General features: G+C 71.3%; 26 protein-coding genes. 21 read left to right on the forward strand and 5 right to left on the reverse strand.

From position 1 onward, the window contains the following. Positions 1–49: 49 nt before the first annotated feature. The 5 genes from F1721_RS19665 to F1721_RS19685 all read left to right on the forward strand — a co-directional run bounded on the left by F1721_RS19665 (position 50) and on the right by F1721_RS19685 (position 4,024). Entirely contained in the window at positions 50–739 is a 690-nt protein-coding gene (locus F1721_RS19665) for an HAD family hydrolase (protein WP_281288788.1), read from the forward strand. Then, positions 739–1,707, forward strand: coding sequence for a homoserine dehydrogenase (locus F1721_RS19670; RefSeq protein WP_150068163.1), 969 nt, complete (start codon positions 739–741; stop codon positions 1,705–1,707). Before F1721_RS19665 ends, F1721_RS19670 begins: the two co-directional genes overlap by 1 nt. A 74-nt stretch (positions 1,708–1,781) precedes the next feature. Next, the gene (locus F1721_RS19675; RefSeq protein ID WP_150068164.1) at positions 1,782–2,045 is read left to right on the forward strand and encodes a phosphoribosyl-ATP diphosphatase; all 264 of its coding nucleotides are present in this window, start codon (positions 1,782–1,784) and stop codon (positions 2,043–2,045) included. A 108-nt stretch (positions 2,046–2,153) separates the two neighbouring features. After that, a complete protein-coding gene (hisG, locus tag F1721_RS19680) occupies positions 2,154–3,002 on the forward strand; it encodes an ATP phosphoribosyltransferase (RefSeq protein ID WP_150068165.1) in 849 nt (282 codons plus the stop codon). A 176-nt stretch (positions 3,003–3,178) separates the two neighbouring features. Beyond that, on the forward strand, positions 3,179–4,024 hold the full coding sequence (locus F1721_RS19685) for a VOC family protein (protein ID WP_150068166.1): 846 nt from the start codon (positions 3,179–3,181) through the stop codon (positions 4,022–4,024). Between the two features lie 99 nt (positions 4,025–4,123). On the opposite strand, the gene F1721_RS19690 is transcribed toward F1721_RS19685, so the two are convergent. Further along, positions 4,124–5,014: a RecB family exonuclease gene (locus tag F1721_RS19690; protein ID WP_150068167.1), complete on the reverse strand. Its 891-nt coding sequence runs from the start codon at positions 5,012–5,014 to the stop codon at positions 4,124–4,126. A gap of 88 nt (positions 5,015–5,102) precedes the next feature. On the opposite strand from F1721_RS19690, the gene F1721_RS19695 reads away from it, so the two are divergent. Both F1721_RS19695 and F1721_RS19700 read left to right on the forward strand, forming a co-directional pair. Continuing rightward, positions 5,103–6,242 (forward strand): site-2 protease family protein, encoded by a 1,140-nt coding sequence (locus F1721_RS19695; protein WP_150068168.1) that lies wholly within the window; start codon positions 5,103–5,105, stop codon positions 6,240–6,242. A 201-nt stretch (positions 6,243–6,443) separates the two neighbouring features. Next, on the forward strand, positions 6,444–7,277 hold the full coding sequence (locus F1721_RS19700) for a tRNA (adenine-N1)-methyltransferase (RefSeq protein WP_150068169.1): 834 nt from the start codon (positions 6,444–6,446) through the stop codon (positions 7,275–7,277). A 60-nt stretch (positions 7,278–7,337) separates the two neighbouring features. Here the strand turns inward: F1721_RS19700 and F1721_RS19705 are convergent, their stop codons facing one another. Continuing rightward, positions 7,338–8,081 carry an Rv0361 family membrane protein gene (locus F1721_RS19705; RefSeq protein WP_150068170.1) on the reverse strand — a complete coding sequence of 248 codons (744 nt, stop codon included), beginning with the start codon at positions 8,079–8,081 and terminating at the stop codon, positions 7,338–7,340. Between the two features lie 37 nt (positions 8,082–8,118). Next, entirely contained in the window at positions 8,119–8,772 is a 654-nt protein-coding gene (locus F1721_RS19710; protein ID WP_150068171.1) for an Rv0361 family membrane protein, read from the reverse strand. 528 nt (positions 8,773–9,300) lie between these two features. On the opposite strand from F1721_RS19710, the gene arc reads away from it, so the two are divergent. Together arc and F1721_RS19720 are read left to right on the forward strand one after the other, a co-directional pair. Then, positions 9,301–11,091, forward strand: coding sequence for a proteasome ATPase (arc, locus tag F1721_RS19715; protein ID WP_150068172.1), 1,791 nt, complete (start codon positions 9,301–9,303; stop codon positions 11,089–11,091). Positions 11,092–11,418: 327 nt separating this feature from the next. Beyond that, positions 11,419–12,369: an aldo/keto reductase gene (locus tag F1721_RS19720; protein WP_150068173.1), complete on the forward strand. Its 951-nt coding sequence runs from the start codon at positions 11,419–11,421 to the stop codon at positions 12,367–12,369. Between the two features lie 109 nt (positions 12,370–12,478). Here F1721_RS19720 and F1721_RS19725 read toward each other — a convergent pair whose 3' ends face one another. Further along, the gene (locus F1721_RS19725; RefSeq protein ID WP_150068174.1) at positions 12,479–12,988 is read right to left on the reverse strand and encodes an NUDIX hydrolase; all 510 of its coding nucleotides are present in this window, start codon (positions 12,986–12,988) and stop codon (positions 12,479–12,481) included. Between the two features lie 127 nt (positions 12,989–13,115). On the opposite strand from F1721_RS19725, the gene dop reads away from it, so the two are divergent. The 5 genes from dop to pafA all read left to right on the forward strand — a co-directional run bounded on the left by dop (position 13,116) and on the right by pafA (position 18,396). Further along, positions 13,116–14,615, forward strand: coding sequence for a depupylase/deamidase Dop (gene dop / locus F1721_RS19730; protein ID WP_150068175.1), 1,500 nt, complete (start codon positions 13,116–13,118; stop codon positions 14,613–14,615). Between the two features lie 157 nt (positions 14,616–14,772). Further along, a complete protein-coding gene (locus F1721_RS19735) occupies positions 14,773–14,964 on the forward strand; it encodes a ubiquitin-like protein Pup (protein ID WP_150068176.1) in 192 nt (63 codons plus the stop codon). 114 nt (positions 14,965–15,078) lie between these two features. Next, on the forward strand, positions 15,079–15,924 hold the full coding sequence (prcB, locus tag F1721_RS19740; protein ID WP_150068177.1) for a proteasome subunit beta: 846 nt from the start codon (positions 15,079–15,081) through the stop codon (positions 15,922–15,924). Between the two features lie 51 nt (positions 15,925–15,975). Beyond that, complete coding sequence (gene prcA / locus F1721_RS19745; protein ID WP_150068178.1) at positions 15,976–16,725, forward strand: proteasome subunit alpha; 750 nt, start codon at positions 15,976–15,978, stop codon at positions 16,723–16,725. A gap of 312 nt (positions 16,726–17,037) precedes the next feature. Further along, a complete protein-coding gene (gene pafA, locus F1721_RS19750) occupies positions 17,038–18,396 on the forward strand; it encodes a Pup--protein ligase (RefSeq protein ID WP_150068179.1) in 1,359 nt (452 codons plus the stop codon). 42 nt (positions 18,397–18,438) lie between these two features. Here pafA and F1721_RS19755 read toward each other — a convergent pair whose 3' ends face one another. Continuing rightward, complete coding sequence (locus F1721_RS19755) at positions 18,439–19,134, reverse strand: SDR family oxidoreductase (RefSeq protein ID WP_150068180.1); 696 nt, start codon at positions 19,132–19,134, stop codon at positions 18,439–18,441. 186 nt (positions 19,135–19,320) lie between these two features. On the opposite strand from F1721_RS19755, the gene F1721_RS19760 reads away from it, so the two are divergent. The 7 genes from F1721_RS19760 to F1721_RS19790 all read left to right on the forward strand — a co-directional run bounded on the left by F1721_RS19760 (position 19,321) and on the right by F1721_RS19790 (position 26,728). Next, positions 19,321–20,313, forward strand: coding sequence for a helix-turn-helix transcriptional regulator (locus F1721_RS19760; RefSeq protein ID WP_150068181.1), 993 nt, complete (start codon positions 19,321–19,323; stop codon positions 20,311–20,313). 16 nt (positions 20,314–20,329) lie between these two features. Further along, positions 20,330–21,301 (forward strand): helix-turn-helix transcriptional regulator, encoded by a 972-nt coding sequence (locus F1721_RS19765; RefSeq protein ID WP_150068182.1) that lies wholly within the window; start codon positions 20,330–20,332, stop codon positions 21,299–21,301. Positions 21,302–21,319: 18 nt separating this feature from the next. Continuing rightward, positions 21,320–21,520: a bacteriophage holin gene (locus F1721_RS19770; RefSeq protein WP_150068183.1), complete on the forward strand. Its 201-nt coding sequence runs from the start codon at positions 21,320–21,322 to the stop codon at positions 21,518–21,520. 79 nt (positions 21,521–21,599) lie between these two features. Next, complete coding sequence (tatA, locus tag F1721_RS19775) at positions 21,600–21,875, forward strand: Sec-independent protein translocase subunit TatA (protein WP_150068184.1); 276 nt, start codon at positions 21,600–21,602, stop codon at positions 21,873–21,875. A 19-nt stretch (positions 21,876–21,894) separates the two neighbouring features. Beyond that, positions 21,895–22,851 (forward strand): twin-arginine translocase subunit TatC, encoded by a 957-nt coding sequence (gene tatC / locus F1721_RS19780; RefSeq protein WP_170301537.1) that lies wholly within the window; start codon positions 21,895–21,897, stop codon positions 22,849–22,851. Positions 22,852–22,906: 55 nt separating this feature from the next. Then, complete coding sequence (locus tag F1721_RS19785) at positions 22,907–23,785, forward strand: diacylglycerol/lipid kinase family protein (RefSeq protein WP_150068185.1); 879 nt, start codon at positions 22,907–22,909, stop codon at positions 23,783–23,785. 162 nt (positions 23,786–23,947) lie between these two features. Then, the gene (locus tag F1721_RS19790; RefSeq protein WP_150068186.1) at positions 23,948–26,728 is read left to right on the forward strand and encodes a DEAD/DEAH box helicase; all 2,781 of its coding nucleotides are present in this window, start codon (positions 23,948–23,950) and stop codon (positions 26,726–26,728) included. The last annotated feature ends 268 nt before the right edge of the window (positions 26,729–26,996 follow it).

A 26,996-nucleotide genomic window follows, 5' to 3' on the forward strand; every position in this document is an offset into this window, starting at 1 on the left:
TGTACTGGGTGGTGACTTTGGTCCGAACCAGCCTGGAGGAGATCTCCGCGTGACCCGCGACGCCGGTCCGAACTCGCCCGCCGCCGTCCTGTTCGACATGGACGGGACGCTCGTCGACTCCGAGAAGCTGTGGACGATCGCGCTGGACGACTACGCGGCGCATCGCGGGGGCGCGCTGACCGACGCCACCAGGGAAGCCATGGTCGGCTCGAACATGACCCGCAGCATGCGGATGCTGCTGACCGACGTCGGGGTCCCGGCCACCGAGGCCGAGATCGACGCGGCCGCCAGCTGGGTCGCCGAGCGGATGGCGGAGCTGTTCGCCGACGGCCTGCCGTGGCGGCCGGGCGCGCAGGAGGCGCTGCGCCGGGCCCGCGCGCTCGGCGTGCCGGTCGCGCTGGTGACCTCCACGATCCGCTCGCTCACCGAGATGGCGCTGGAGACGCTGGGCCGCGACACCTTCGACCTCACCGTGTGCGGCGACGAGGTCGACGGGCGCAACAAGCCCGACCCGGAGCCGTACCTGAAGGCCGCGCGGCTGCTGGGCGTGGACCCGGCCGCCTGCGTCGCCGTCGAGGACTCGCCGACCGGCGTGGCCAGCGCGGAAGCCGCTGGCTGCCTGGTGATCGCCATCCCGTGCGAGGTGCCGCTGCCGCCCGGCCCGCACCGGGTGCTGCGCGACTCGCTGACCGACGTCGACTTCGACGCGCTCGGCGAGTTGTTCGCCCGAGCAGCGTGATGATCGACGTCCCGATCGTGCTGGCCGGGTTCGGCCCGGTCGGCCGGGAGTACGCCGCACTCGTCCACCAGCACCGCGCGCAGTGGCGCGACCAGCACGGGGTCGACCTGCGCGTGGTCGCGGTCCGCGGTCGCAGCGCGCAGGTGGAGGTCGACGGCGCGGTGCCGCCGCGCGACCGGTGGGCGGCGGCCGAACCGCTCGCGGACCTGCTCGCCCGAACCGGAGCCCGCGTCCTGGCGCAGGCCGTCCCCTCCGACGGCAGCGACCAGCCCGGCCTGGACGCGCTGCAGGCGCTCGAACACGGCGCGCACGTCGTCACCGCCACCAAGTCGCACCTGCTCACGCATTGGACCCGGCTCGACGAGGTGGCTCGCCGCGCGGGGCGCTCGGTGCGGATCTCCGGGGCGACGGGCGCGGCGATGCCCGCCGGAGATCTGGCGCGCTCGGTGCTGCGCGGCTTCGACGTGGAGGCCGTGCACGGCTGCCTCAACGGCACCGCGACCTTCGTGCTCGACCAGCTCGCCGCGGGCCATCCGCTGGACGACGCGGTCGCCGAGGCGCAGCGGCGCGGCATCGCCGAGGCCGACCCGGCCGCCGACCTCTCCGGCGCCGACGCCGCCACCAAGATGCGCCTGCTCACCGGCCTGCTGTGGGGCTGGGACGTGGCGGACGTGCAGGTGGAGCTGGAGCCGGTCCGCGAAGCGCGGGCCGACGCCGGGCATCGGATCCGGCAGGTCGCCAGCGCCGCGCGCGACGAGCCCGGGGTGGTGCGGGTGACCGTGCGGCCCGAACCGGTCGGCAGCCCGCTCGGCTCGCTGGTCGGCCCGGAGAAGGCGGTGACCTACGACTGCGGCGACGCCGGGTCGGTCACCGTTTCCGGTGGTCGGTCCAGCCCGCGGGGTGCTGCCCGAGCGATGATCAAGGACACCATCGGCGCTGCGCTGGAAGCCACCGCGGGCTTGCGGTGACGCGCCGTACCAGAGTCTGGAAACCAGCGGTCCGCCGTTCGGCCCGCTGACCTGAGATGCAAGGATCGTGCACTGTGAAGACCTTCGACGAGTTGTTCGCCGAACTGCAGGAACGCGCCCGCACCCGCCCCGAGGGCTCGTCGACGGTGGCGGCGCTCGACGCCGGGGTGCACGCGCAGGGCAAGAAGGTGCTCGAAGAGGCCGGTGAGGTGTGGCTGGCCGCCGAGCACGAATCCGACGAGCAGCTCGCCGAGGAGATCTCGCAGCTGCTGTACCGCCTCCAGGTCATCATGCTGGGGCGCGGGCTGTCCCTGCAGGACGTCTACCGCTACCTCTGATCTGGACACACATGAGTCGGGGATCCCGGACCGAGAGGGCGTCCGAGGTTCCGCTACCTGCACCGCCAACCAAGTCGACCACCGTTCTGAAAAAGGGAGATCGCTGCAATGCTGCGTGTGGCTGTGCCCAACAAGGGCACGCTGGCCGGGCCCGCATCCGAGATGCTCGCGGAAGCCGGGTACCGGCAGCGCCATGAGCAGCGGGACCTGACGGTGCTCGACGCCGCCAACGACGTCGAGTTCTTCTTCCTGCGGCCCAAGGACATCGCCATCTACGTCGGTTCCGGCGAGCTGGACCTGGGGCTGACCGGCCGCGACCTGGCGCTGGACTCCGGCGCGCCCGTCGAGGAGCGGTTGGCGCTGGGCTTCGGCGGCTCCACCTTCCGCTACGCCGCACCGGCCGGTCCGCACGAGTGGACCGCGGCGGACCTGCAGGGCAAGCGGATCGCCACCTCCTACCCGAAGCTGGTCACCGACGACCTGGCCCGGCACGGGGTCACCGCCGAGGTCATCCGGCTCGACGGGGCGGTGGAGATCTCCATCCAGCTCGGCGTCGCCGACGCGATCGCCGACGTGGTCGGCTCCGGCCGCACCCTGCGCCAGCACGGGCTGGTCGCCTTCGGCGACCCGATCTGCAAGTCCGAGGCGGTGGTGATCCAGCGCCGCGGTTCGGACGCCGACCAGGTCAAGGACCAGCTGATCGCGCGCCTGCAGGGCGTGGTGTTCGCCCAGCAGTACGTGATGCTGGACTACAACTGCCCGCGCGAGCTGCTCGACGAGGCCACCAAGATGACCCCCGGCCTGGGGTCGCCGACCATGGCGCCGCTGGCCGACGAGAGCTGGGTGGCGGTGCGCGCGATGGTCTCCCGCAAGGAGGCCCCGGCGATCATGGACCGGCTCGTCGCGGTCGGCGCCAAGGCGATCCTGTCCTCCGACATCCGCGCCTGCCGCCTCTGACGGCTGCAGCTCCACCGGAGAACCGCCCCGAGTGGGCGGTTTTCCTTTTGCCCGGAATGCCCTGAAGTGCCGCCGGATCGTAATCCGCTCCGGGCCCCGCGCTGATCTGGTGCGGCTGGTGAGCGCGGATAATGAACCGGGCAAACGATCTTGGGCGAGACGATGGGGGTGAGCGCATGGCCGTCGTGGTACCGGGGAAGACGCCGCCGCGGTGGGAGCTGTACGAGGGGATGCCCTGCTGGATAGAGCTGATCACCACGGACCTGGAGCGGGCCCGCGAGTTCTACGCGGGCCTGTTCGACTGGGAGTACCGGACGCACCGCGACCCGGTCTCGGGCGAGCACGTGATCGCGCTGCGGGAGGGCTTCCCGGTGGCGAGCCTGCGCGCCGCCTCCGGCGACCACTCCACCTGGCGGCTGTACCTGGCCAGCGCGGACTGCGCGGCGACCGCCGCCCAGGCGCAGGAGCTGGGGGCGGTGCTGACGGTGCCGCACAACCACGTCCCCGACGTGGGCACCAAGGCGGTGCTGGTCGGTCCGGCCGACGCCGAGTTCGGCCTGCTGCAGCCCGAGGAGTCCTGGCAGTTCGACGTCGGGCTGCCGGGCACCCTGATGTGGGCCGAGCTGGTCACCATCAAGGCGCAGACGGCCGACAACTTCTTCCACGAGCTCTTCGGCTACACCGCCGAGAAGTTCGGCACCGAGCACCGCTCGGACTACTCGGTCTGGTACCTCGGCGACGAGTCGGTGCTGGCGCGGGTGAGCATGATCCGCGAGCACATCACCGCGAGCACCCACCCGCACTGGCTGCTCTACCTCGGCGTGGACGAGACCATCGGCACCGACGAGCTGGTCCGCAACGCGATCGCGCTCGGCGGCCGGGTCCGCGTGGACCCCTACGACTCCAGCATCGGCCGCGTCGCCGTCCTGCGGGACCCCACCGGCGCCCGCTTCGCGGTGATCGACCAGACCCAGGCCGGTGAGTACGGCACGGCGGCCAACTACGACCCCTACGAGGACTGACCGCCTCCGGCCGGGAGATCGCGGTTTCAGTTGAAACTGCGATCTCCACCCACGGCCGTTCACAGTTTCAACTGAAACTGCAGGTCGTGAATCGGGAGCTCAGTCGGTGCGGTCGAGGACGGACTCCTCGCCGGGGTCGGGTTCCGGCCAGCCCGGGTAGGGCGGCGGGGTGCCGCCGAAGGCCGGGCACAGCGGCTTGTGGTCGCAGTAGTCGCACAGCTTGCTCGGGTTCGGCCGGAAGTCGCCGGTCCTGCCCGCGCGCAGGATCGCCTGCCAGATGGCCTCCAGCGTCCGCTCGAAGCGGCGCAGCTCGGTCTCGTCCGGGGCGTAGGCCAAGCGCTGCTTGCTGGCCAGGTACATCAGCAGCAGCTGGCGCGGGATCTCGCCGCGGGTGCGCCACAGCACCAGGGCGTAGAACTTCATCTGGAACATCGCCTTGGCCTCGCCGATCTCCCGCGGCGCGGCCCCGGTCTTGTAGTCGACCAGCCGGATCTCCCCGGTCGGCGCGACGTCCACCCGGTCGATGAACCCGCGCAGCAGCACCCCGGAGTCCAGCTCGGTCTCCACCCGCAGCTCGCAGGCCTCGGGCTCCAGCCGCCGCGGGTCCTCCAGCTCGAAGTAGGACTCCAGCAGCGCGCTCGCCGACTCGAGCCAGCGCGCCAGCTCGGGGTCGTCGGGCCCGTCGAACAGCTCGGCCAGCTCGGGCTGCTGCTCCTGCAGCTCCGCCCAGGCCGGGGCCAGCAGCGCCCGCGCCCGCTCCGGGTCGCGCTGGTCGGTCGGCAGGCCGAACAGCCGCTCCAGCACCGAGTGCACCACGGTGCCGCGCACCTGCGCCCGGGTCGGGGTCTCCGGCAGCCGGTCCACCGCGCGGAACCGGTAGAGCAGCGGGCACTGCTTGAAGTCGCTGGCGCGCGACGGGGACAGCGCCGGACGTCTCGTCCCGCGGTCCTGGATCGCGCCGCCTGCTGCTGCTCCCACCGGTTCGGCCATGGGCAGCAACCCTAATCGAGCCGTCCGACACGCGATCAGGCCCGTGCGGATCACCACCGGCTCACAGCGGGGGGACTACCCTGCGCGCATGCCACCGACCGCATCCCAGCCCGCTCGGCCCAAGCTCAACGACGGTGGTCTGCTGCTGTGCCGGGTCGCTGGGGTACCCGTGCTGCTCTCCCCGTCCTGGTGGCTGGGCGCGGCGCTGATCGTGCTGCTCTACACGCCGCTGGTGGGCCGGATCCTGCCCGGTGCGGGCGTCTGGGAGAGCGCGGTGCTCGCCGCGGTGTTCACGGTGTTCCTCGCGGTCTCGGTGCTGCTGCACGAGCTGGGGCACTGCATCGTCGCGCTGCGGCTCGGCCTACCCGTGCGCCGGGTCCGGTTGTTCCTGCTCGGCGGCCTGACCGAGATCTCCCGCACACCGCCCAAGCCCGTCCAGGAGGGGCTGATCGCGGCCGCCGGACCAGCGGTGTCGCTGGTGCTCGCGGTGGCCGCCGGGGTCGGCTGGTTCGCCATGGTGCCGGGCGGCGCGATCTGGCTGCTGGTGGTGCAGACCTGCGTGGCGAACCTCGCGGTCGCGGTGTTCAACCTGCTGCCCGGGCTGCCGCTGGACGGCGGCCGGATGCTGCGTGCGCTGACCTGGCGGATCACCGGCAGGCGCGGCACCGGCACCACGGCGGGTGTGATCGGCGCGGCGGTGGTGGCGGCGGCGCTGATCGTCTGGGCGCTGCTGGGGCTGATCCAGAACTCCCAGGACCAGTGGTTGCGGCTGGGCGTGTGCGTGCTGATGGCGTGGTTCGTGGTGGCGGGTGCCAACGCCGAGCGCACCGCCGACCAGCGCCGGAGCTGGCCGCCCGGGCTGACGCTGCAGGAGCTCGTGCGCCCGGTCCTGCAGCTCCCGGCGGAGAGCCCGGTGGGCGACGCGCTGATGGCCGCGGCCGGTCGCGGCGTCGTGCTGGTGCGCGCCGACGGCATCGCGGTGGGCCTGCTGGACCAGACCGCGGCCGAGCGGCTGGCCACCCACACCCCGAACGAGCCCGCCGAGCGAGCCGCCGAGCCGGTCGACCCGGACACGATCCTGCTCGACAGCGAGTCGCACGAGGCGATCCTCGAACGCGTCCAGACCGTGCTGGCCTGGCAGTTCCTGGTCATCGACGAGGAGGGCCGCCCGAGCGGCGTGCTGCGCCGCGAGGACCTCCGCGCCGCCATCCGCGCCCGCCGCGGCTGAGCCGCCGCACGGGTCGTCCGGTCTCCGGAGAGGCTCCGTTCGTGCTGGTAGTGGCCCGTGAGCACTTCGTGGCGCCATGGCCCCGCAACATGCTCACGGGTCCTGACCAGCGGAAACGGAACGTTGGAAGCCGACCCCAGGAGCTGCCGGAGCCTCTGCGACGATGGTGCGCTGTACCAGCGTCGAGAAGGTAGGCAGCAGTTGAGCAGCACCGTCAGCGGTGAGTTCCAGCCCGGAGACCGGGTCCAGTTGACCGACCCCAAGGGGCGGAAGTACACGGTCGTGCTGGAGCCGGGAGGGGAGTACCACACGCACCGCGGCGCGCTGGCGCACGACGACCTGATCGGCCAGCCCGAGGGCTCGGTGGTGACCTCGGTCGGCGGCACGTCGTTCCTGGCCCTGCGCCCGCTGCTGGCCGACTACGTGCTGTCCATGCCCCGCGGCGCCCAGGTCATCTACCCCAAGGACGCCGCGCAGATCCTCATGTGGGGCGACATCCGCCCGGGCGCGCGGGTGCTGGAGGCCGGAGCGGGCTCCGGCGCGCTGAGCTGCTCGCTGCTGCGCGCGGTCGGTCCCGAGGGCAGCGTGACCTCCTACGAGGTCCGCGAGGACCACGCCGAGCACGCCGAGCGCAACGTGAAGCGCTTCTTCGGCGAGAAGCCGGACAACTGGTCGCTGCACCTGGGCGACGTCCAGGACTACGACGGCGACCCGGTCGACCGCGTGATCCTGGACATGCTGGCCCCCTGGGACGTCCTGGACAAGGTCCACGAGAAGCTGATCCCCGGCGGCGTGCTGGTGGTCTACGTGGCGACCACGACCCAGCTCTCCCGAGTCACGGAAGCGATCCGCGAACAGCAGAACTGGACCGAACCCCAGGCCTGGGAAACCCTCATCCGCCCCTGGCACGTGGTCGGCATGGCGGTCCGCCCGGAACACCGGATGGTCGCCCACACGGCCTTCCTCCTGGTAACCCGCCGCCTCGCCGACGGAGTAACCCCACCCCGAGTCCAACGCCGCCCCAGCAAGGGCTGAAACGCGAAACGGCCCGCCCCGAACCCCGGGGCGGGCCGTTTTCGGCTGCTCAGGTGGTGATCAGCAGAGCTTCCACTCGCCTTCTTCGACGACCATCTTGAACTCTTCGTCGATCGGCTGGGACTGGTTGATCTGCTGGCCCATGTACTCCATGTTGAAGGTCATCTGGCCAGTGACCTTGGCGTTTGCCGTGTTGTCGCCGTTGTCCTTGACGTCGCCCAGGGTCATCTCGATCTTCAGGCCGTCGAGCATCTTCTTGATGTCGGCGTCCGTCATGCCCATGTTCTTGAGGTCGCCGAGCTCGCCGCCCTTGCCCTCCATGGTGTCGATGATCTCCTGGAACTGCTCCTTTTCCTTCTGGCAGGCCATGGTCTGGAGCGTGGCGAAGTCCTTGGCGTTGATCGCGTCGATGCCCTTCTGCGCGACCGAGCGTGGGTCGCCGGGGCCGCCGGTGAAGACGACGACGAGGGTGATGATCAGGGCGATCACCACCACGCCGCCGACGCCGCCGAGGATCCAGGGGAGGGGGGACTTCTTCTTCGGGGGTTCGAAGCCCGGCTGGCCGTACGGGGAGGTCGGCGGGTACGGGGGCTGGCCGCCGAAGCCCGCCTGCTGCTGGGGGCCGCTGGGCGGGTAGGCGCCGCCCGGCTGCTGGCCGAAGCCCTGCTGGGGGCCGCTCGGCGGGTACTGGCCGCCCGGCTGCTGCGGGTACTGGCCGCCGGGCTGCTGGCCGCCGAAGCCCGGCTGGCCGCCCGGCTGCTGGCCCCAGCCGCCCTGGCCGGGCTGCTGCGGTGGGTACGTCACTTTCTCTCCCCCTCGTCGGAAAAGTTCTGTTGCGGGCTCACTGGTCGAGCTGGCAGACCTTCCAGGTCCCGTCCTCGACCTTCAGCACCATCGTCTGGTCCACCGGGTGGGACTTCCCGTCGGCCACGTAGGTTCCCGTCAACTTCGCCGTGGCCGAATCGTCACGTTCGGTCACCTGGCCGAGCTCGACGTCGAACTTCCACTGCTCGAGCTGGTCGAGTGCCTTGTTCAGCTCGGCCTTGTTGGACTCGCACAGCAGACCGCGGACGCTGTTGAAGTCGTGGGCGTTGACCTTGGTCACCAGCTCCTGGGCCACCGGCTTGGCCTCGCCGGGCCCGCTGGCCAGCCAGAAGTACACGCCGACGCCCGCTCCGGCGAGGACGACCAGCGCCCCGACCAGGCCGAGGATCAGCGGCAGCTTCGACTTCTTCTGCTGGGGTGGTTCGACGTCGGCGAAACCGTTGGGCTCCTGGAGCCAGGAACCGGGGCCGAACTCGCTGCCCCACTGCGGGGGCATGGGCGCCTGCTGCGGCTGCTCCGGCCCCTGCTGGCCCCAACCGGTGTGCTGGTTGCCGTAGAAGGCGGGCTGCTGCTGCGGGGTTTCCGATGGTCCCGGTGGCGGGAATCCGTTGCCCGTGGGTTGCTGCTGGCCCCACCCGCCCGGTCCAGGCTGCTGCGGCGGATAGGTCATGAACTCCTCCCCGGAGGTGTGCGTCGTGCTCCTCGCCGTCTGCGCGGCGGCCGTAAGTAGATCAGAGCGCGCGGGGCGACGTGCACGGAGTGGAGCATTCGGCACCGAATCGTCACGGGGGATTCGTCTCCGCGTGGTGGACCCCGGGGGCAGTTGTTCCAAATGATGGGAGAAGTTCCGCGTGTTCCGATCGGACCCCGGGAGCAACGCCACCCGGTTGCCGGAGTCGTTAACCCGGATGCCGGTGCACGGCCGCGATCCGTGCGGCGCAACGGGAAACCGGTGCTGGTCGGCGCGCGGGAGCACCGCGCGGCCCGCTGCGCAACGTATCGATCGGACCATGATCGTCGACGCACCGTGTCCGCCCGATCCCGCCCCGGCGCGACCCGCTGGCACCAACCTGCCCCGGTTCGTGGGTATTCGCGGATTTTTGTGGCACGCTGGGCGATCCGGCGGACATTCACGACGCCGCCGTCGTCGGTGATCGCCGGTACCGTGGTGGTACGAGCACGGGAGGAGGGTGCCGACATGCAGCACGACCGTCCCGGCAGCCGGCCAGAGGAGGGCGGCGAGCAGTACAGCGGTGGCAATGCAGAGCTCCGCAGCCAGATCCGTCTCCTGGAGGACGAGGTTGCACTGCTGCGCCGCAGGCTCAACGAGTCGCCCCAACAGGCCCGGTTGCTGGAAAAGCGGCTGGCCGAGGCATCCGAGAGAGTGAGTCAGCTCACCGAACGGAACGCCAAGCTCACCGAGACCCTGAAGGAAGCGCGGAGCCAGCTGATGGCGCTGCGCGAGGAAGTCGACCGACTCGCCCAACCGCCCAGCGGCTACGGGGTGTTCCTGCACCGCTTCGAGGACGGCACGGTCGACGTGTTCACGTCTGGTCGCAAGATGCGGGTGGCGGTGTCGCCCAACGTCGAGACGGAGGAACTGAGACTGGGCCAGTCAGTGCGCCTCAACGAGGCCCTGACCGTGGTGGAGGCTGGCGCGTTCGAGCAAACCGGTGAGGTCTGCACCTTCCGGGAGCTCCTGTCCAGCGGCGCCGGGGAGAGCCCCCGCGCGCTCGTGCTGGGCCACACCGACGAGGAACGCGTGGTGTGGGTGACCGAACCGCTGGTCACCGCCGGGCTGAAGGCCGGCGATTCGGTGCTGGTCGACAGCAAGGCCGGGTACGCCTACGACGTGGTGCCCAAGGCCGAGGTCGAGGACCTCGTGCTCGAGGAGGTGCCGGACGTCGGCTACCAGGACATCGGTGGCCTGTCCGGGCAGATCGAGCAGATCCGCGACGCCGTGGAGCTGCCGTTCCTGCACTCCGACCTGTACATCGAGTACCAGCTGCGACCGCCGAAGGGCGTCCTGCTGTACGGCCCGCCGGGCTGCGGCAAGACGCTGATCGCCAAGGCGGTGGCCAACTCGCTGGCCAAGCAGGTGGCCGCCGCGCGCGGGGACGACGACGGTCAGGCGAAGTCCTACTTCCTGAACATCAAGGGCCCCGAGCTGCTCAACAAGTTCGTCGGCGAGACCGAGCGGCACATCCGGCTGATCTTCCAGCGGGCGCGGGAGAAGGCCTCCGAGGGCACCCCGGTGATCGTGTTCTTCGACGAGATGGACTCGATCTTCCGGACCCGCGGCAGCGGGGTGTCCTCCGACGTGGAGACCACCATCGTCCCGCAGCTGCTCAGCGAGATCGACGGTGTCGAGGGCCTGGAGAACGTCATCGTCATCGGCGCCTCCAACCGCGAGGACATGATCGACCCGGCGATCCTGCGGCCGGGCCGGCTGGACGTGAAGATCAAGATCGAGCGGCCGGACGCCGAGTCGGCCAAGGACATCTTCTCCAAGTACCTGACCTCGCAGCTGCCGATCCACGAGGAGGACCTCAAGGAGTTCGGCGGGGACAAGGCCGCGTGCGTGGAGGCGATGATCCAGACCACGGTCGAGCGGATGTACGCCGAGACCGAGGAGAACCGGTTCCTGGAGGTCACCTACGCCAACGGGGACAAGGAGGTCCTGTACTTCAAGGACTTCAACTCGGGCGCGATGATCCAGAACATCGTGGACCGGGCGAAGAAGGCGGCGATCAAGGCGGTGCTGGACACCGGCCAGCCGGGCCTGCGGGTGCAGCACCTGCAGGACGCCATCATCGACGAGTTCGCCGAGAACGAGGACCTGCCCAACACCACGAACCCGGACGACTGGGCCCGCATCTCCGGCAAGAAGGGCGAGCGGATCGTCTACATCCGCACCCTGGTCAGCGGGAAGAACCAGGAATCCGGCCGAGCGATCGACACGGCCACCAACACGGGCCAATACCTGTAGTGAGAGCAGCACGGGGCTGGTCTGCGTGACGGTGCGGGTAGCGGAACCTCAGCGGTCGCCTGGCTGCGGGATCCCGTTCTGATGTATGTCCAATACACGGCGAACGGGCTGTCCTCGCCAGGCGACCGCTGAGAACCCGCGGCGGTGCCGGTTGCGAGGGTGGGTTATGCGCCTGCGGCGCATGCGACAGCTCTCGGGCGGTGCCAGCAGGGCGTCGCGGCGGAGATTCGCCTCGCTTGCGTGTTCTGAGCGGTCTCGGGGCCGCCGTCCCTCCGGGGTGGCGGCCCCGAGCTGTGCCGGGCGCGGGTTGCGGTTACGTTTCCAGGCATGATCCCCGCGCAGACACCGGTGGAGCGGCTCGGGCTCGGCCTGGCCGCGCTCGGCCGCCCGGCCTACATCAACGTCGGTCGTCCCGACGTGCTGCCCGTGCAGCGCACCGCGCAGGCCATGCGGGAGCGCACCCGCTCGGTGCTCGACGCCGCCTACGCCAACGGCATCCGGTGGGTGGACACCGCGCGGTCCTACGGCAGCGCGGAGCAGTTCCTCGCCGACTGGTTGCGGGAGCGCGGCCACGGCGACGTGGCGGTGTCCAGCAAGTGGGGGTACGCCTACGTCGCGCAGTGGCGGATCGAGACCGAGGTGCACGAGGTCAAGGAGCACTCGCTGGAGCGGCTGCGCACCCAGTGGGCGGAGACCCGCACCCTGCTGGGTGACCGGGTCGACCTCTACCAGGTGCACTCGCTGACCTCGGGCAGCCCGCTGTTCGAGGACATGGCGCTGCAGCACGAGCTCGCCCGCATCCGCGACTCCGGGGTGCACCTGGGCTTCTCCACCAGCGGCGCGGCGCAGGCCGAGACCATCGAGCGGGCCTGGGAGATCGAGGTGGGCGGGCGGCAGCTGTTCTCCGCGGTGCAGTCCACCTGGAACTCGATGGAGCCGTCCGCGGGGCGGGCGCTGACCGAGGTGCACACCGGCGGCTGGCGGGTGCTGGTCAAGGAGACGCTGGCCAACGGGCGCCTGGCGGTCGACCCGCCGCGCGAGCTGGCCGAGATCGCCGACCGGCACGGGGTGTCGTCGGACGCGGTGGCCATCGCGCACGTGCTGCACCAGCCGTGGGCGGACGTGGTGCTGCTCGGCCCGGCCAGCGTCGAGCAGCTGGAGGCGAACCTGGCAGCCTGCCGGGTGGAGCTGACCGACCGAGACTTGCACGCCCTGGAAACCCTGGCCCGCGACGCGGCGACCTACTGGGGCGAGCGCGCGGAGCTCCCCTGGCGCTGACTTCGGCCGACCACGGCCAGGCGCGGCGGCGCACAGCCCCGAGACCTACAGTTTCAGTTGAAACTGTGAGTCCCCGCGCACGGGACCGGCCCTGGGGGCACTTCGGGGGTCACATCCGGGCGAACCACTCCAGGGCGAACTTGCGGCCGTCCGGGACGAACGGCCAGTCCGGGTCGTCCAGGCGTTCGCGGAGCTCCGCCAGGGGCATCCACCAGCCCGCGGCGACCTCCTCCGGCTGGTGGACGATCGGGCCGTCCCAGCGGACCTCGTAGAGGAACCCGTGGTAGCGCACGGTGCCCTGGTCGAAGGTGGAGCGGAACAGGAAGCGCACCGGCGCGCCGCGCACGCCAAGCTCCTCGGCCAGCTCCCGCTCCGCCGTGGTGGCCGGGTCCTCGCCCGCCGCGACGACGCCACCGGCCGCGCAGTCGTGCATGCCCGGGAAGACGTCCTTGGTGTCGGTGCGGCGGTGCACGTAGATGCTGCTGCCGTCGGGGGAGCGGACCAGCACCGCCGACGAGGCGTGCCACAAGCCCTCCGCGCGCATCCGCCGCCGCGTCGCGCTGCCCACGACACGCCCGGCCGCGTCGTACACGGCCACCAGTTCCTCGCCAGCCATCATGCCCCGATCGTCGCAGCCGCCCGGCGCACCTCTCCCAGCGCACCGGCACCGCCGCCGTTCCCACGATTCGACATCCTGTGGCGTGCAGCACTCCGCACGGTCGGTGATACCCCGTACGCTGCGAGGTATGCGGCGGATCATGGGAACCGAGGTGGAGTACGGCATCGTCGTGCCGGGCGATTCCAGCGCCAACCCGGTGCTGACCTCCACGCACATCGTGCTCGCCTACGCGGCGGCGGCCGACATCCCGCGGGCCAGGCGCGCGCGCTGGGACTACGAGGTCGAATCGCCCCTGCGCGACGCCCGCGGCTTCGACCTGAGCGCCGCGGCGCAGCAGAACAACGGCTCGGACGGCGACGACCTCGGGGCGGCCAACGTCATCCTCACCAACGGTGCGCGGCTCTACGTCGACCACGCGCACCCGGAGTACTCCGCCCCGGAGGTGACCAACCCGCGCGACGCGGTCATCTGGGACAAGGCGGGCGAGCGGGTCATGGAGGAGGCGGCGATCCGGGCGGCCAGCGTGCCCGGCACCGCGCCCATCCAGCTGTACAAGAACAACGTCGACGGCAAGGGCGCCAGCTACGGCACCCACGAGAACTACCTGATGTCGCGCAGCACCCCGTTCACCGCGGTGATCGGCGGCCTGACGCCGTTCTTCGCCTCCCGGCAGGTGGTCTGCGGTTCGGGCCGGGTCGGCATCGGGCAGGCGGGGGAGAAGGCCGGGTTCCAGCTCTCCCAGCGCTCGGACTACATCGAGGTCGAGGTCGGCCTGGAGACCACCCTCAAGCGCGGCATCATCAACACCCGCGACGAACCGCACGCCGACGCCGACAAGTACCGCCGGCTGCACGTCATCATCGGCGACGCCAACCTGGCGGAGACCTCCACCTACCTCAAGCTCGGCGCCACCGCGCTGGTGCTGGACATGATCGAGTCCGGGCAGCGCTTCGACGACCTGAAGCTGTCCGACCCGGTGCAGGCCGTGCACCTGATCAGCCACGACCCGACGCTGAAGCAGACCGTGGAGCTGGCCGACGGGCGCCGGTTCACCGGGCTGGACCTGCAGCGCGCCTACCACGAGCGCGCCGCCCGCTTCCTCGACGAGCACGGCGGCGAGCGGGCCGCGCGGGACGTGCTGGACACCTGGGGCGAGGTGCTGGACCTGCTCAGCGGCGACCCGATGGACTGCGCCGACCGGCTGGACTGGCCCGCCAAGCTGCGGCTGCTGGAGAGCTACCGCAGCCGCGACAGCCTGGGCTGGGCCTCGCCGCGGCTGCACATGATCGACCTGCAGTACTCCGACGTCCGGCTGGACAAGGGCCTCTACAACCGGCTGGTCGCGCGCGGCTCGATGAAGCGCCTGGTCAGCGAGGACGAGGTCCGCGACGCGGTGCTCACGCCGCCGGAGGACACCCGCGCCTACTTCCGCGGCCGCTGCCTGGAGCGCTACCCGGCGGAGGTGGCGGCGGCGTCCTGGGACTCGGTCATCTTCGACCTCGGCCGGGAATCGCTGGTGCGCATCCCGACGTTGGAACCGCTGCGCGGCACCAAGGCCCACGTCGGGGCCCTGCTGGAGGCCGCGGCCAGCGCCGAGGAGCTGGTCGACTCGTTGACCAAGGGGTGACGGGCCCGGCGACCACGTTACGTGCACGTCAGCCGGGTGCGAAGATCGCAAAGACCCCCGGCTGGCCGTGGGCCAACGGGTGTTCGGATGGGTAGTGTTCACAGCAGGACGTCCCCAGCGCGGGGGAGGTCCGAGAGGGCGATCACCGGGAGGCGAGATGTCCCAGGAAAAGGTTCAGCGGCACGGTGGCGGCGACGGCGACGAAGAGCAGGGTCCGGAGGCCGCCGGCCAGGAGCGCCGCGAAAAGCTCGGCGAGGACGTGGACGCCATCCTGGACGAGATCGACGACGTCCTGGAGGAGAACGCCGAGGACTTCGTCCGCGCCTACGTCCAGAAGGGCGGGCAGTGACCGGACCCGGTCCCGGGCCGCGGGAAACGCGGCCCGGCACCGTCCGCTGCGCGCCGGATCTTGACTAGAGTGCGTACCAGTCGCAGGCCCTTCGATCGGGAGACGATGTCGCTGATGGAATCGAGCTCGACCCGGTTTCCGGGTCAGGCACTGCCCGCCGCCTACCTCACCCCGGGGTCGTCGTCGTTCACCGACTTCCTCCGGTCCACCGCGCCGGAGCTGCTGCCCGGCGGGCGGAAGCTGGCCGACGGCGTCGTGGAGGCCCCGCACGGCACCACCATCGTCGCGGTGACTTTCCGCGGCGGCGTGCTGCTGGCCGGTGACCGCCGCGCCACCATGGGCAACCTGATCGCCCAGCGGGACATGGAGAAGCTGTTCGTCACCGACGCGTACTCGGCGGTCGGCATCGCCGGTACCGCGGGCGTGGCGCAGGAGCTGGTCAAGCTGTACGCGGTCGAGCTGGAGCACTACGAGAAGCTGGAAGGCATCTCGCTGTCGTTGGACGGCAAGGCGAACCGGCTGGCCAACATGCTGCGCGGCAACCTCCAGGCCGCCATGCAGGGCCTGGCCGTGGTGCCGCTGTTCGCCGGTTACGACACCGAGGCCGAGGACCCCGACCGCGCCGGCCGGATCGTGTCCTACGACGTGGTCGGCGGCCGGTACGACGAGATCGCCGGCTACCACGCGGTGGGTTCCGGTTCGCTGTTCGCGAAGTCCGCGCTGAAGAAGCGCTTCGACCCGGACGCCGACCTGGACACCGCGGTGCACACCGCGGTCGAGGCGCTCTACGACGCCGCCGACGACGACTCGGCCACCGGTGGCCCGGACCTGTCGCGGCGCATCTTCCCGTCGGTCATCACCATCACCGCCGCGGACGGTGCCGTGCGGCTGCCCGAGGAGCGCGCTTCCGAGGTCGCCACCGAGGTCGTCAACGGCCGGTTGGAGAACCCCGGCGGCTGACACCCGCCCCGATCCGACTCGCGAGCAGATTCGAACCAGGAGTGCACAGCCGTGACGATGCCGTTCTACACCTCCCCCGAGCAGTTGATGCGGGAGCGTTCCGAGCTGGCCCGCAAGGGCATTGCGCGGGGGCGCAGCGTGGTGGTGCTCAAGTACGCCGGTGGCGTGCTGTTCGTCGCCGAGAACCCGTCGCCGACGCTGCACAAGGTCGCCGAGATCTACGACCGCATCGGGTTCGCCGCGGTGGGCCGCTACAGCGAGTTCGAGGCGCTGCGGGTGGCCGGGGTGCGCATCGCCGACGTGCGCGGGTACTCCTACGACCGGCGTGACGTCACCGGCCGGTCGCTGGCCAACACCTACGCCCAGCACCTGGGCGCCATCTTCACCGAGCAGATCAAGCCGTTCGAGGTGGAGATCTGCGTCGCCGAGGTGGGTTTCACCGCGGAGACCGACCAGCTGTACCGGCTGACCTACGACGGGTCCATCGTGGACGAACCGCAGTACGTGGTGATGGGCGGCCAGGCCGACGCGATCACCAGCACGCTCAAGGACTCCTTCAGCGACGGGCTGGAGCTGGCCGACGCGGCGAAGCTGGCGATCGAGGCGCTGTCCTCCGGCGGGGACGGCAACCGGGAGCTGGGCGAGGCCCAGCTGGAGGTCGCGGTCCTGGACCGCGCCCGGCCGAACCGGACGTTCCGCCGGATCCAGGGGGCCGCGCTGCGGGCGCTGCTCCCGGAGCGGGAGTCGACTTCGGACGAGTCCGGGTCCGACTCCGAGGGCGGGGAGCCGTCCGGCGAGTAGCGCGCGGCATCGCCGACTTCCCGAGTGCGGGGCACCGATCGCGGGTGCCCCGCACTCGTGCGTCCGGGGTTCCCCGAACGGCTGCCCGCCAAGCGTTGTCCGGTCGCAGCTTCCCCAACCGTCACAACATGCTGTGGTCCGGGAGGAGGCCGAACACCTCCGGTGGCGTGGCGGCGGGTTGCCGTGCGCGCTGGTCAGCGGCCCGCCCGGCGCGCACGATGACGCGGTGCAACCGATTTCGCGCGAAGAACGCGGCACAGGTGCCCGAACGGCGGACCGCCGCGAAGCGGTGTTTGCGCCTAGTGTGGAGTCATGCAGCGGCGGATCTTCGGCATCGAAACCGAGTTCGGGGTCACCTGCACGTTCCACGGGCAGCGTCGACTGTCCCCGGACGAGGTGGCCAGATACCTGTTCCGACGGGTCGTGTCGTGGGGGCGGTCGTCCAACGTCTTCCTCCGCAACGGGGCCAGGCTCTACCTGGACGTGGGCTCCCACCCGGAGTACGCCACGGCCGAGTGCGACGACCTCGTCCAGCTCGTCACGCACGACAAGGCCGGTGAGCGGATCCTCGAGGACCTGCTCATCGACGCCGAGCGGCGGCTGGCCGACGAGGGCATCGGCGGCGACATCTTCCTGTTCAAGAACAACACCGACTCGGCGGGCAACTCCTACGGCTGCCACGAGAACTACCTGGTCGGCCGGTCCGGGGAGTTCTCCCGGATCGCCGACGTGCTGCTACCGTTCCTGGTGACCCGCCAGCTCATCTGCGGTGCGGGGAAGGTGCTGCAGACCCCGCGCGGCGCGGTGTACTGCCTGTCGCAGCGCGCCGAGCACATCTGGGAGGGCGTGTCCAGCGCGACGACCCGCTCGCGGCCGATCATCAACACCCGCGACGAGCCGCACGCCGACGCCGAGCGCTACCGCCGGCTGCACGTCATCGTCGGCGACTCCAACATGTCCGAGGTGACCACGCTGCTCAAGGTCGGCTCGGCGAACCTGGTGCTGGAGATGGTCGAGCAGGGCGTGCAGTTCCGGGACTTCAGCCTGGACAACCCGATCCGCGCGATCCGCGAGATCAGCCACGACCTGACCGGGCGGCGCACCGTCCGGCTGGCCGGCGGCCGGGAGGCCTCGGCGCTGGACATCCAGCGGGAGTACTACGGCCGGGCGGTGGACCACGTGGCGCGGCGCGGTTCGGACCCGATGACCGACCGGATCCTGGAGCTGTGGGGCCGGGCGCTGGACGCCATCGAGCAGCAGGACTTCTCGCTGATCGACCGGGAGGTCGACTGGGCGATCAAGCACCGGCTGCTGGAGCGCTACCGCGGCAAGCACGGATTGGAGCTGTCCAGCCCGCGGATCGCCCAGCTGGACCTGGCCTACCACGACATCCGCCGGGGCCGCGGGCTGTTCGACATGCTGCAGCGCAAGGACCTGGTGGACCGGGCCACCGAGGACGGCGAGATCGAGGCGGCCAAGGACACCCCGCCACAGAGCACCCGGGCCAAGCTGCGCGGCGACTTCATCGCCGCCGCGCAGGCGGCGGGCCGCGACTTCACGGTCGACTGGGTGCACCTGAAGCTCAACGACCAGGCCCAGCGGACCGTCCTGTGCAAGGACCCGTTCCGCGCCGTCGACGACCGCGTGGAGCGGCTCATCAGCTCCCTGTGAACCACGAGGTGAGGGGCGCCCGCGCCCCTCACCTCGTGGTGATCAGCGCTCCTGGCCGGTGGGGCGGATGATGAGCTCGTTGACGTCGACCGTCGGGGGCTGCTGGAGGGCGTAGAGGGCGGCGTTGGCGATGTCCTCGGCGCGCAGCTTCGGGACGTTCGGGGTGTCCGCGGTCATCTCGGTCTCGACCATGCCGGGCTGGATGAGGGTGACGCGGACGCCGGTGCCGACGCACTCCGCGCGGATGTTCTGGGCCATGCCGGTGACCGCCCACTTCGTCGCCGAGTAGAGGTTGCCGGGGCGGAGGTTGCGGCCCGCGTTCGAGCCGGTCAGCAGCAGGTGGCCCTCGGTGCGGGTGAGCGCGGGCAGCGCCGCGCGGGCGGTGATCGCGGCGCCGTAGACGTTGGTCAGGACCATCTCGCGCCACTGCTCGGGGGCGGCGCCGCCGTTGCCGAGGAACGAGGTCTGCACGCTCATGCCCGCGTTGGCGAACACCGCGTCCAGGCGGCCGAAGTGCTCCTCCGCGCGCTGCACGGCGGCGGTGAGGCTCGCGTAGTCGGTGACGTCGCAGGGCAGGGCGAGGGCGGTCTCCGGGCCGAGCTCGTCGACCAGCGCGGACAGGGCTTCGGTGGAGCGGGCGGTCAGGACCAGGCGGAAACCGGCTGCGGCGGCGGCCCGCGCGGTCGCGGCGCCGATGCCGCGGGAGGCACCGGTGATCATCAGGACGCGATCGGACATGGTCCCAGGGTAGGGGCGCGCGATCAGCCGGAGCCGGTGATCACGCTGCGTCGCGAAATATTTTCGCGTTGATCGTGACTTCAGTGCTGACCGAAATCAACGCCCCGTCCGCCACGTGGGCCCCACTGGTCGCAACACGCCCCGACCCAAACACATGATCGAATCCGGGCGGGCTAGAGTTTTCCGGTGGCCACTGTGCGTGCTGAACGCTTGGTGAACCTGGTGCTGTGTCTGCTGTCGACCCGCCAGTACCTCACCGCGGAGCGGATCCGGGCGATCGTGCCGGGCTATTCCGGCGCGCCCACCGACGAGGCCTTCTTCCGGACCTTCGAACGGGACAAGGCGGAGCTGCGCGATCTGGGCATCCCGCTGGAGACCGGTCGCAACTCGGCCTTCGACGCCACCGACGGCTACCGCATCGCGCGCCGCGACTACGAGCTCGGCGACATCGACCTCGAACCCGACGAGGCGGCCGCGGTGGCTCTGGCGGTGCGGTTGTGGGACGCCCCGGAGCTCACCGCGGCGGCCCGCGGCGCGCTGCTGAAGCTGCGCGCGGCCGGTGTGGACGTCGACGAGCACGCGTCGTCGACGGTCGAGCCCAAGGTGCGCACCACCGAGCCCGCGTTCGCGCCGCTGCTGGCGGCGGTGCAGAGCGGCCGGGTGGTGGAGTTCGACTACCGGCGCCCGAGCAGCCCCGACGTGCACCGGCGGACCGTCGAGCCGTGGGGCGTGGTGTCCTGGCGCGGCCGCTGGTACGTCGTCGGGCACGACCGCGACCGGCAGGCGCCGCGCTGCTTCCGGCTGTCCCGGATCCAGGGGAAGGTCAAGGCGGTCGGGCGGGCCGGGCAGGTCCAGCGCCCGCCGGACATCGACCTGCTGAGCTTCGTCGCCGGCGAGCAGCGCGAGGCGCCGCCGAGCACGCTCGCCCGCGTGTGGGTCGCGGACGGGCGCGCGCAGGGCGCGCGGCGGCGGGCGAAGGTGGTCGACCGGATGAAGCTCGGCGGCGACTGGGGCGACGTGGTCGAGCTCGACCTGCGCTACCCGGAGTCCGCGGCCGGGTGGCTGGCCGGGTACGGGGCGGACGTGGCGGTGCTGGAGCCGGACACGCTGCGCAAGACGATCCACGAGATCCACCTCGACGTGGTGGACCAGGGCGAGGAGCCGGGGGCGGCGTCGTGAGCGGTTGGGGGACGCGGTGACGAGTGCGACCGAGCGGCTGCCGCGCCTGCTGGCGCTGGTGCCGTACCTGCTGAGCCGACCGGGCATCCCGGTCGCCGACGCCGCGGCGGACTTCGGCGTCACCGAGCAGCAGCTGCGCAAGGACCTGGAGCTGCTGTGGATGTGCGGGCTGCCCGGCTACGGGCCCGGCGACCTGATCGACCTGTCCTTCGAGAGCGACACCATCACCGTCACCTACGACGCGGGCATGCGGCGGCCGCTGCGGCTGACCGCGTCCGAGGCCACCGCGCTGCTGGTGGCCCTGCGGGCGCTGGCCGAGACGCCGGGCATCACCGACACCGATGCGGTGCAGCGGACCCTGGCGAAGGTGGAGAACGCGGTCGGGCAGGCCCGCCCGGCCGGGGTGGTCGTCGGGCTGGAAGGCCGCGAGGGCGCGGTGCGGCCGGGCGTGCGCGGGTCCGTGCAGGACGCCACGACGCGGCGCCGGGCGCTCCGGATCCGCTACTACACGCCCTCCCGGGACGAGATCAGCGAGCGGACCGTGGACCCGATGCGGCTGCTGCTCATCGACGGGCGCAGCTACCTGGAGGCCTGGTGCCGCAGCGCGCAGGGCGTGCGGATGTTCCGGCTGGACCGCATCGACGAGGTCGAGGTGCTGGACGAACCCGCGCAGCCGCCCTCGGAGGCCGAGCCCACCGACGTGTCCGAGGGGCTGTTCCGGCCCGCGCCCGACCAGTCGGTGGCGGAGCTGGAGCTGGAGCCCGACGCGCGCTGGGTCGCCGAGTACTACCAGGTGGACGAGGTCGTCGAGCTGCCGCACGGGCGGGCGCGGGTGCGGATGCGCTACGCCGACCGGAGCTGGATGAGCCGCCTGCTGCTCGGGCTGGGCGGGCAGGTGCGGGTGCTCAGCCCCCGGGACCTGGCCTGTGACGTGCGTCAACGCGCGGAAGACGCGTTGACGCGGGCACGTCACCTGCCGTCCACCTGAGCCCGATACGGTGACTGCGTGCCGTACGTGTGGAGTCTTGTGCTGCTGGGGGCGGGTCTGGTCCTGCTCGTGCTGCTGCTGGTCCGGGTGCTCCGGGAGGTCGGGCGGTTCAAATCCGTGCAGCGGCAGGTCGCCCACGACCTCGCGGACCGCAGCGGCCTGGTGAAGGCGCGCGTCGCCGGGCTGAAGGTGGCGTTCTCCGAACGCCGCCGCAGGTGACGCGCAACGGCCCTATTTGTCCCGCCCTGCCGCGCGTACGATGTCGCCCAGCAGGGACATCACGAAAGGTTGTGTTCGGATGGGTTTGCCAGGTGGCTGGGAGCTGATCCTCATCGTCTTGGTTCTGGTGCTGCTCTTCGGCGCCACCAAGCTCCCGCAGATGGCCCGCTCGCTCGGCCAGTCCGCGCGCGTGTTCAAGGCCGAGGCCCGCGGCATGAAGGCCGACGAGGAAGCCGCGAAGAAGGCCGAGGAGGAGAAGGCGAAGCCGGAGCTGACCGCCGGTGAGTCCAGCACGCCCCCGGTCGCGTCGCCGTCGCCGGCCGACGAGAAGCAGCGCAACGACTCCAAGAACTGACTGAGGACGGGACAACACGGTGGGTAATCCACTGCGTCGCCTGAACCCGTTCCGCAAGGACCGCCGCCGGTGGGGCCGCAGGCACAACCCGGACGGCACCATGACGCTCGTCGATCACCTCTACGAGCTGCGGTACCGGTTGGGCGTGGCCTTGGCGGCCGTGGTCGTGGGTGCGATCTTCGGGATCTGGTGGTTCTCCCACTCGGCCTTCGGGTTGCCCACGCTCAGCGACTTCCTGCTCGAGCCGTACTGCCAGCTGCCCGACACCCAGCGGCTGTCCCCGAACGGGCACTGCCAGCTGCTGCAGACCGAGCCGTTCGAGATCTTCATGCTGACCCTGAAGGTCGGCGTCGCGGTCGGTGCGCTGCTGTTCAGCCCGGTGTGGCTGTACCAGCTGTGGGCGTTCATCACGCCCGGTCTGTACGCCAAGGAGCGCAAGTTCGCGCGGCTGTTCGTCGGCTGCGCGACCGTGCTGTTCCTCGCCGGTGCGGTGCTGGCGTACTACATCCTGCCGGTGGCGCTGTCGTTCATGGCCGGGTTCGGCGGGGACGCGTTCTTCACCGCGCTCACCGGTGGCAAGTACATCAGCTTCATGCTGCTCCTGCTGGTGATCTTCGGCGTCAGCTTCGAGCTGCCGCTGATCCTGGTGATGCTCAACTTCGCCGGGATCGTCAGCTACGAGAAGCTGAAGAGCTGGTGGCGGGGCATCGTGTTCGCGCTGTTCGTGTTCGCCGCGATCGCCACCCCGGGGCAGGACCCGTTCTCGATGCTCGCGCTGGCCGCGGCGCTGTGCGTGCTGTTCACCATCGCGATGGCGATCTGCCGGGCCAACGACAAGCGCAAGGCCAAGAAGCTCGCCGCTCAGGGGCTGACCGAGGTCGGGCTGGACGAGGCGTCCGAGATCGACTTCCGGGGCTCCGACATCGACGTGCGGCCCTCGCAGCTGCCCAAGCAGCACCACGACGACGTCACCTGAGACTCGTGAGCGGGCACTAGCCAAGGCGGCCCCGCGTGGGTGAGGATCTTGCCTCGTGCGCTGTGTCCTGTTGATCAACCCCGCGGCCGGTGGTCGGCTCTCGGCGAAGGTGGTCGGCGAGATCGTCGGCCACCTTCGCGCTGTCTGCGACGTCCGGACGGTGATCGCCACCGATGCCGGTGGTGCCGCCGAGGCCGCCAGGCGCGCGGTGTCCGACGGTGCCGACGTGCTCGCCGTGGTCGGTGGTGACGGCATCGCGCACCTCGCGGTGCAGGCGTGCGCGGAGTCCGGCACCGCGCTCGCGCTGATCCCGGCCGGTACCGGCAACGACCTGGCGCGGGGCCTCGAAGTGCCGCTCGACGCGGTCGCCGCCGCTCGGGCCGTCGCCCGGGCGCTGAAGGCGGGGGAGCAGCGGCGCATCGACCTCGGCAAGGCGGCCGGGGCGGGCTGGTTCGCGACCGTGCTGTGCGCCGGGTTCGACTCGCGGGTCAACGCGCGGGCGAACCGGATGCGCTGGCCGCGCGGGCAGCGGCGTTATGACGTGGCGGTGGTCCGGGAGCTGCTGGGGCTGCACGCGATGCCGCTGCGGGTGGAGACCGAGTCCGGGGTCATCGAGCTGGACGCGACGCTGGTCGCGGTGGGCAACTCCGCCTGCTACGGCGGGGGCATCCCGGTCTGCCCGGGCGCCGACCCGGCGGACGGTCTGCTCGACGTGACGGTGGTCGGCGAGGTGTCGCGGCGCGACTTCATCGGGATCCTGCCGACGCTGCGGTCCGGTCGGCACGTGGAGCACCCGGCGGTGACCACGCTGCGGGCCCGGCGGATCCGGTTGGGCGGGGACAACGGCTGGCTGGCCTACGCCGACGGCGAACCGCAGGCCCGGCTGCCGCTGACCATCCGCTGCGCGCCGGGCGCGCTGCGCGTCGTCGGCTGACGTTTCGCCTGGTCAGGTCCCGTGAGTACTTTCTGGTGCCCTGGCGCCACGAAGTGCTCACGGGGTCCCCACCTGCGGAAACGGGCGGATTGTGACGAGGTGCGCACCGCCGGTGCGGGCTCGGTTGCGACGGTGGTCGGTGGGATGTGAAAGCCTTGGGGGGTGGCTGCTAGCCGTTCCAACCCCACCGAGCTGTCCCCGGCCGAGTCCTTCGCCAGGCACTCCCGCCGCGGTGTGCACCCGAAGCTGACCGAGTTCGCCGGGCAGCTGTCCTTCGAGCTCGACCCCTTCCAGCGCACGGCGTGCCAGGCGCTGGAGGCCGGGCGCGGCGTGCTGGTGTGCGCGCCCACCGGCGCGGGCAAGACCGTGGTCGGCGAGTTCGCAGTGCACCTGGCCCTGACCGAGGGCCGCAAGTGCTTCTACACCACGCCGATCAAGGCGCTGTCGAACCAGAAGTACGCCGACCTGTGCGAGCGGCACGGCAGCGAGGCGGTCGGGTTGCTGACCGGCGACACCTCGATCAACGGCGACGCCCAGGTGGTCGTGATGACCACCGAGGTGCTGCGCAACATGCTCTACGCCGGGTCCAGCAGCCTGGACCAGCTCGGCTACGTGGTGATGGACGAGGTGCACTACCTCGCCGACCGGTTCCGGGGCGCGGTGTGGGAGGAGGTGATCCTGCACCTGCCGGACCACGTGCAGGTCGCCAGCCTGTCCGCGACGGTGAGCAACGCCGAGGAGTTCGGCGAGTGGCTGCAGGAGGTGCGCGGCGACACCACGGTGGTGGTCGACGAGCACCGGCCGGTGCCGCTGTGGCAGCACATGCTGGTCGGGCCGCGGATGTTCGACCTGTTCGGCGGGGAGACCGCCGACCGCGAGCTGCAGATCAACCCGAACCTGCTGCGCCACACCCAGCAGCTGGCCCGGGTGCACCTGCCCTACGGCGGCCGCCGCGGCGGGCCCAACAACGGCAAGCGCAAGGGCCCGCGCCCGCCCCGGTTCTCCCCGCCGTCGCGGGTGGAGGTGCTGACCGGGCTGGACGCCGCCGGGCTGCTGCCGGCGATCGTGTTCATCTTCAGCCGCAACGGCTGCGACCAGGCCGTCTCGCAGTGCGTGCGCGCCGGGCTGCGGTTGACCAGCGAGGCCGAGGTCGCCGAGATCCGCGAGGTGATCGACGAGCACACCGCGAACCTGCCGGAGAGCGACCTGTCGGTCCTGGGCTTCTGGGAGTGGCGGGAGGCGCTGGAGCGCGGGCTGGCCGCGCACCACGCCGGGCTGCTCCCGGCGTTCAAGGAGACCGTCGAGGAGCTGTTCGTGCGCGGCTTGGTCAAGGCCGTGTTCGCCACCGAGACGCTGGCGCTGGGCATCAACATGCCCGCCCGCACGGTGGTCCTGGAGCGGCTGGTGAAGTTCAACGGCGAGTCGCACGTGGACCTCAGCCCCGGCGAGTACACGCAGCTCACCGGCCGGGCGGGGCGGCGCGGCATCGACGTCGAGGGCCACGCGGTGGTGCTCTGGCAGCCCGGGGTGGACCCCAAGCAGGTCGCCGGGCTGGCCTCCACCCGCACCTACCCGCTGCGCTCGTCGTTCCGGCCCGGCTACAACATGGCCGTCAACCTGGTGCAGCGCGTCGGGCAGGACGCGGCGCGGGACCTGCTGGAGCAGTCCTTCGCGCAGTTCCAGGCCGACCGGTCGGTGGTGGGGCTGTCGCGGCGGGTGGAGCGCAACACCGAGGCGCTGTCCGGCTACTCCGAGGCGATGCACTGCCACCTGGGCGACTTCGACGAGTACTTCCAGCTGCGCCGCCGGATCTCGGAGCGGGAGAAGCAGCTGGCCCGGCAGAACCGGCAGTCGCGGCGCGCGGAGGCGGCCAAGTCGCTGGAGAAGCTGCGCAAGGGCGACGTGATCTCGGTGCCCGCCGGTCGCCGGTCGGGGCTGGCGGTGGTGATCGACCCGGGGCTGGAGCCGATGGGTGAGCCGCGGCCGCTGGTGGTCACCGAGGACCGGTGGTCGGGGCGGCTGTCGGTGGCCGACTTCACCTCGCCGGTGGAGCCGCTGGGCAAGCTCAAGCTGCCCAAGCACGTCGACACCCGGTCCCCGAAGTCCCGCCGCGACCTGGCGTCGTCGCTGCGCAACACCGGGCTGGCGCCCTCCGGCGGGCGCGGCAGGCGGCGCTCGGACGCCACCGACGACGCCGAGCTGGCGACGCTGCGCCGCGCGCTGAAGGCGCACCCGTGCCACGGCTGCGACGAGCGGGAGAGCCACGCGCGCTGGGCGGAGCGCTACGAGCGGCTGCGCGGGGAGAACGAGAACCTGCGCCGCAAGGTCAACGCCACCACGCACTCGCTGGCCCGCGCCTTCGACCGGATCGTCGCGCTGCTGACCGAGCGCGGCTACCTGCCCGCGGAGGCGGGGGAGGACGGCCAGGTCACCCGGCACGGGCGGCGGTTGTCCCGGCTCTACAGCGAGTCCGACCTGCTGGCGGCGGAGTGCCTGCGGGTCGGGACCTGGCGCGGGCTCGGCGCGCCGGAACTGGCCGCGGTGGTGTCCTCGCTGGTGTACGAGTCGCGGCGGGAGGGGCTGGCCCCGCAGGTCCCGGCCGGGGCGGTCAGCGACGCGCTGGAGGCGACCTGGCGGCTCTGGGCGGAGCTGGAGGACGACGAGCGGCGGCACAAGCTGAACCGCACCCGCGAGCCCGACGCGGGCTTCGCCTGGCCGGTGTTCCGCTGGGCGCGCGGCGAGTCGCTGGAGAAGGTGCTCACCGCGGCGGAGTCCAGCGGGCACGAGCTGTCCGCGGGCGACTTCGTGCGGTGGTGCCGCCAGGTCATCGACCTGCTGGACCAGATCCGCGAGGTGGTCGGGGTGTCCGACCCGGTGGGCGCGGCCGCGGCGAAGGCGGTCACCGCGATCCGGCGCGGCGTGGTCGCGGCCGGTGCGGTCTGACTGTCCCGCCTCTCTGTCCCGCCTCTCCGCGATTTTCAGTGGTGGTTGCGGGTGGGGGTGATCTTGCGTTTTCGGGGTTTCTTGTGGCTGGGTCGCGTCACGGTCCCCTGGGGTGCGGTTGCGCAGCACTCGGGTTGGGACAGGGGTGTTTTGCATCCGTCGGGTCTGTTGCGGGTTCCGCGGGGGACTTTGGTCGGGTTCGCCGATGCGTGACGACCGCACGGCCGATTCGGAGGGTTGGGCGGTTGTGGTTGGATCTCTTCGCGAT

Source organism: Saccharopolyspora hirsuta (assembly GCF_008630535.1).
GTDB classification, from domain to species: Bacteria; Actinomycetota; Actinomycetes; order Mycobacteriales; family Pseudonocardiaceae; genus Saccharopolyspora; species Saccharopolyspora hirsuta.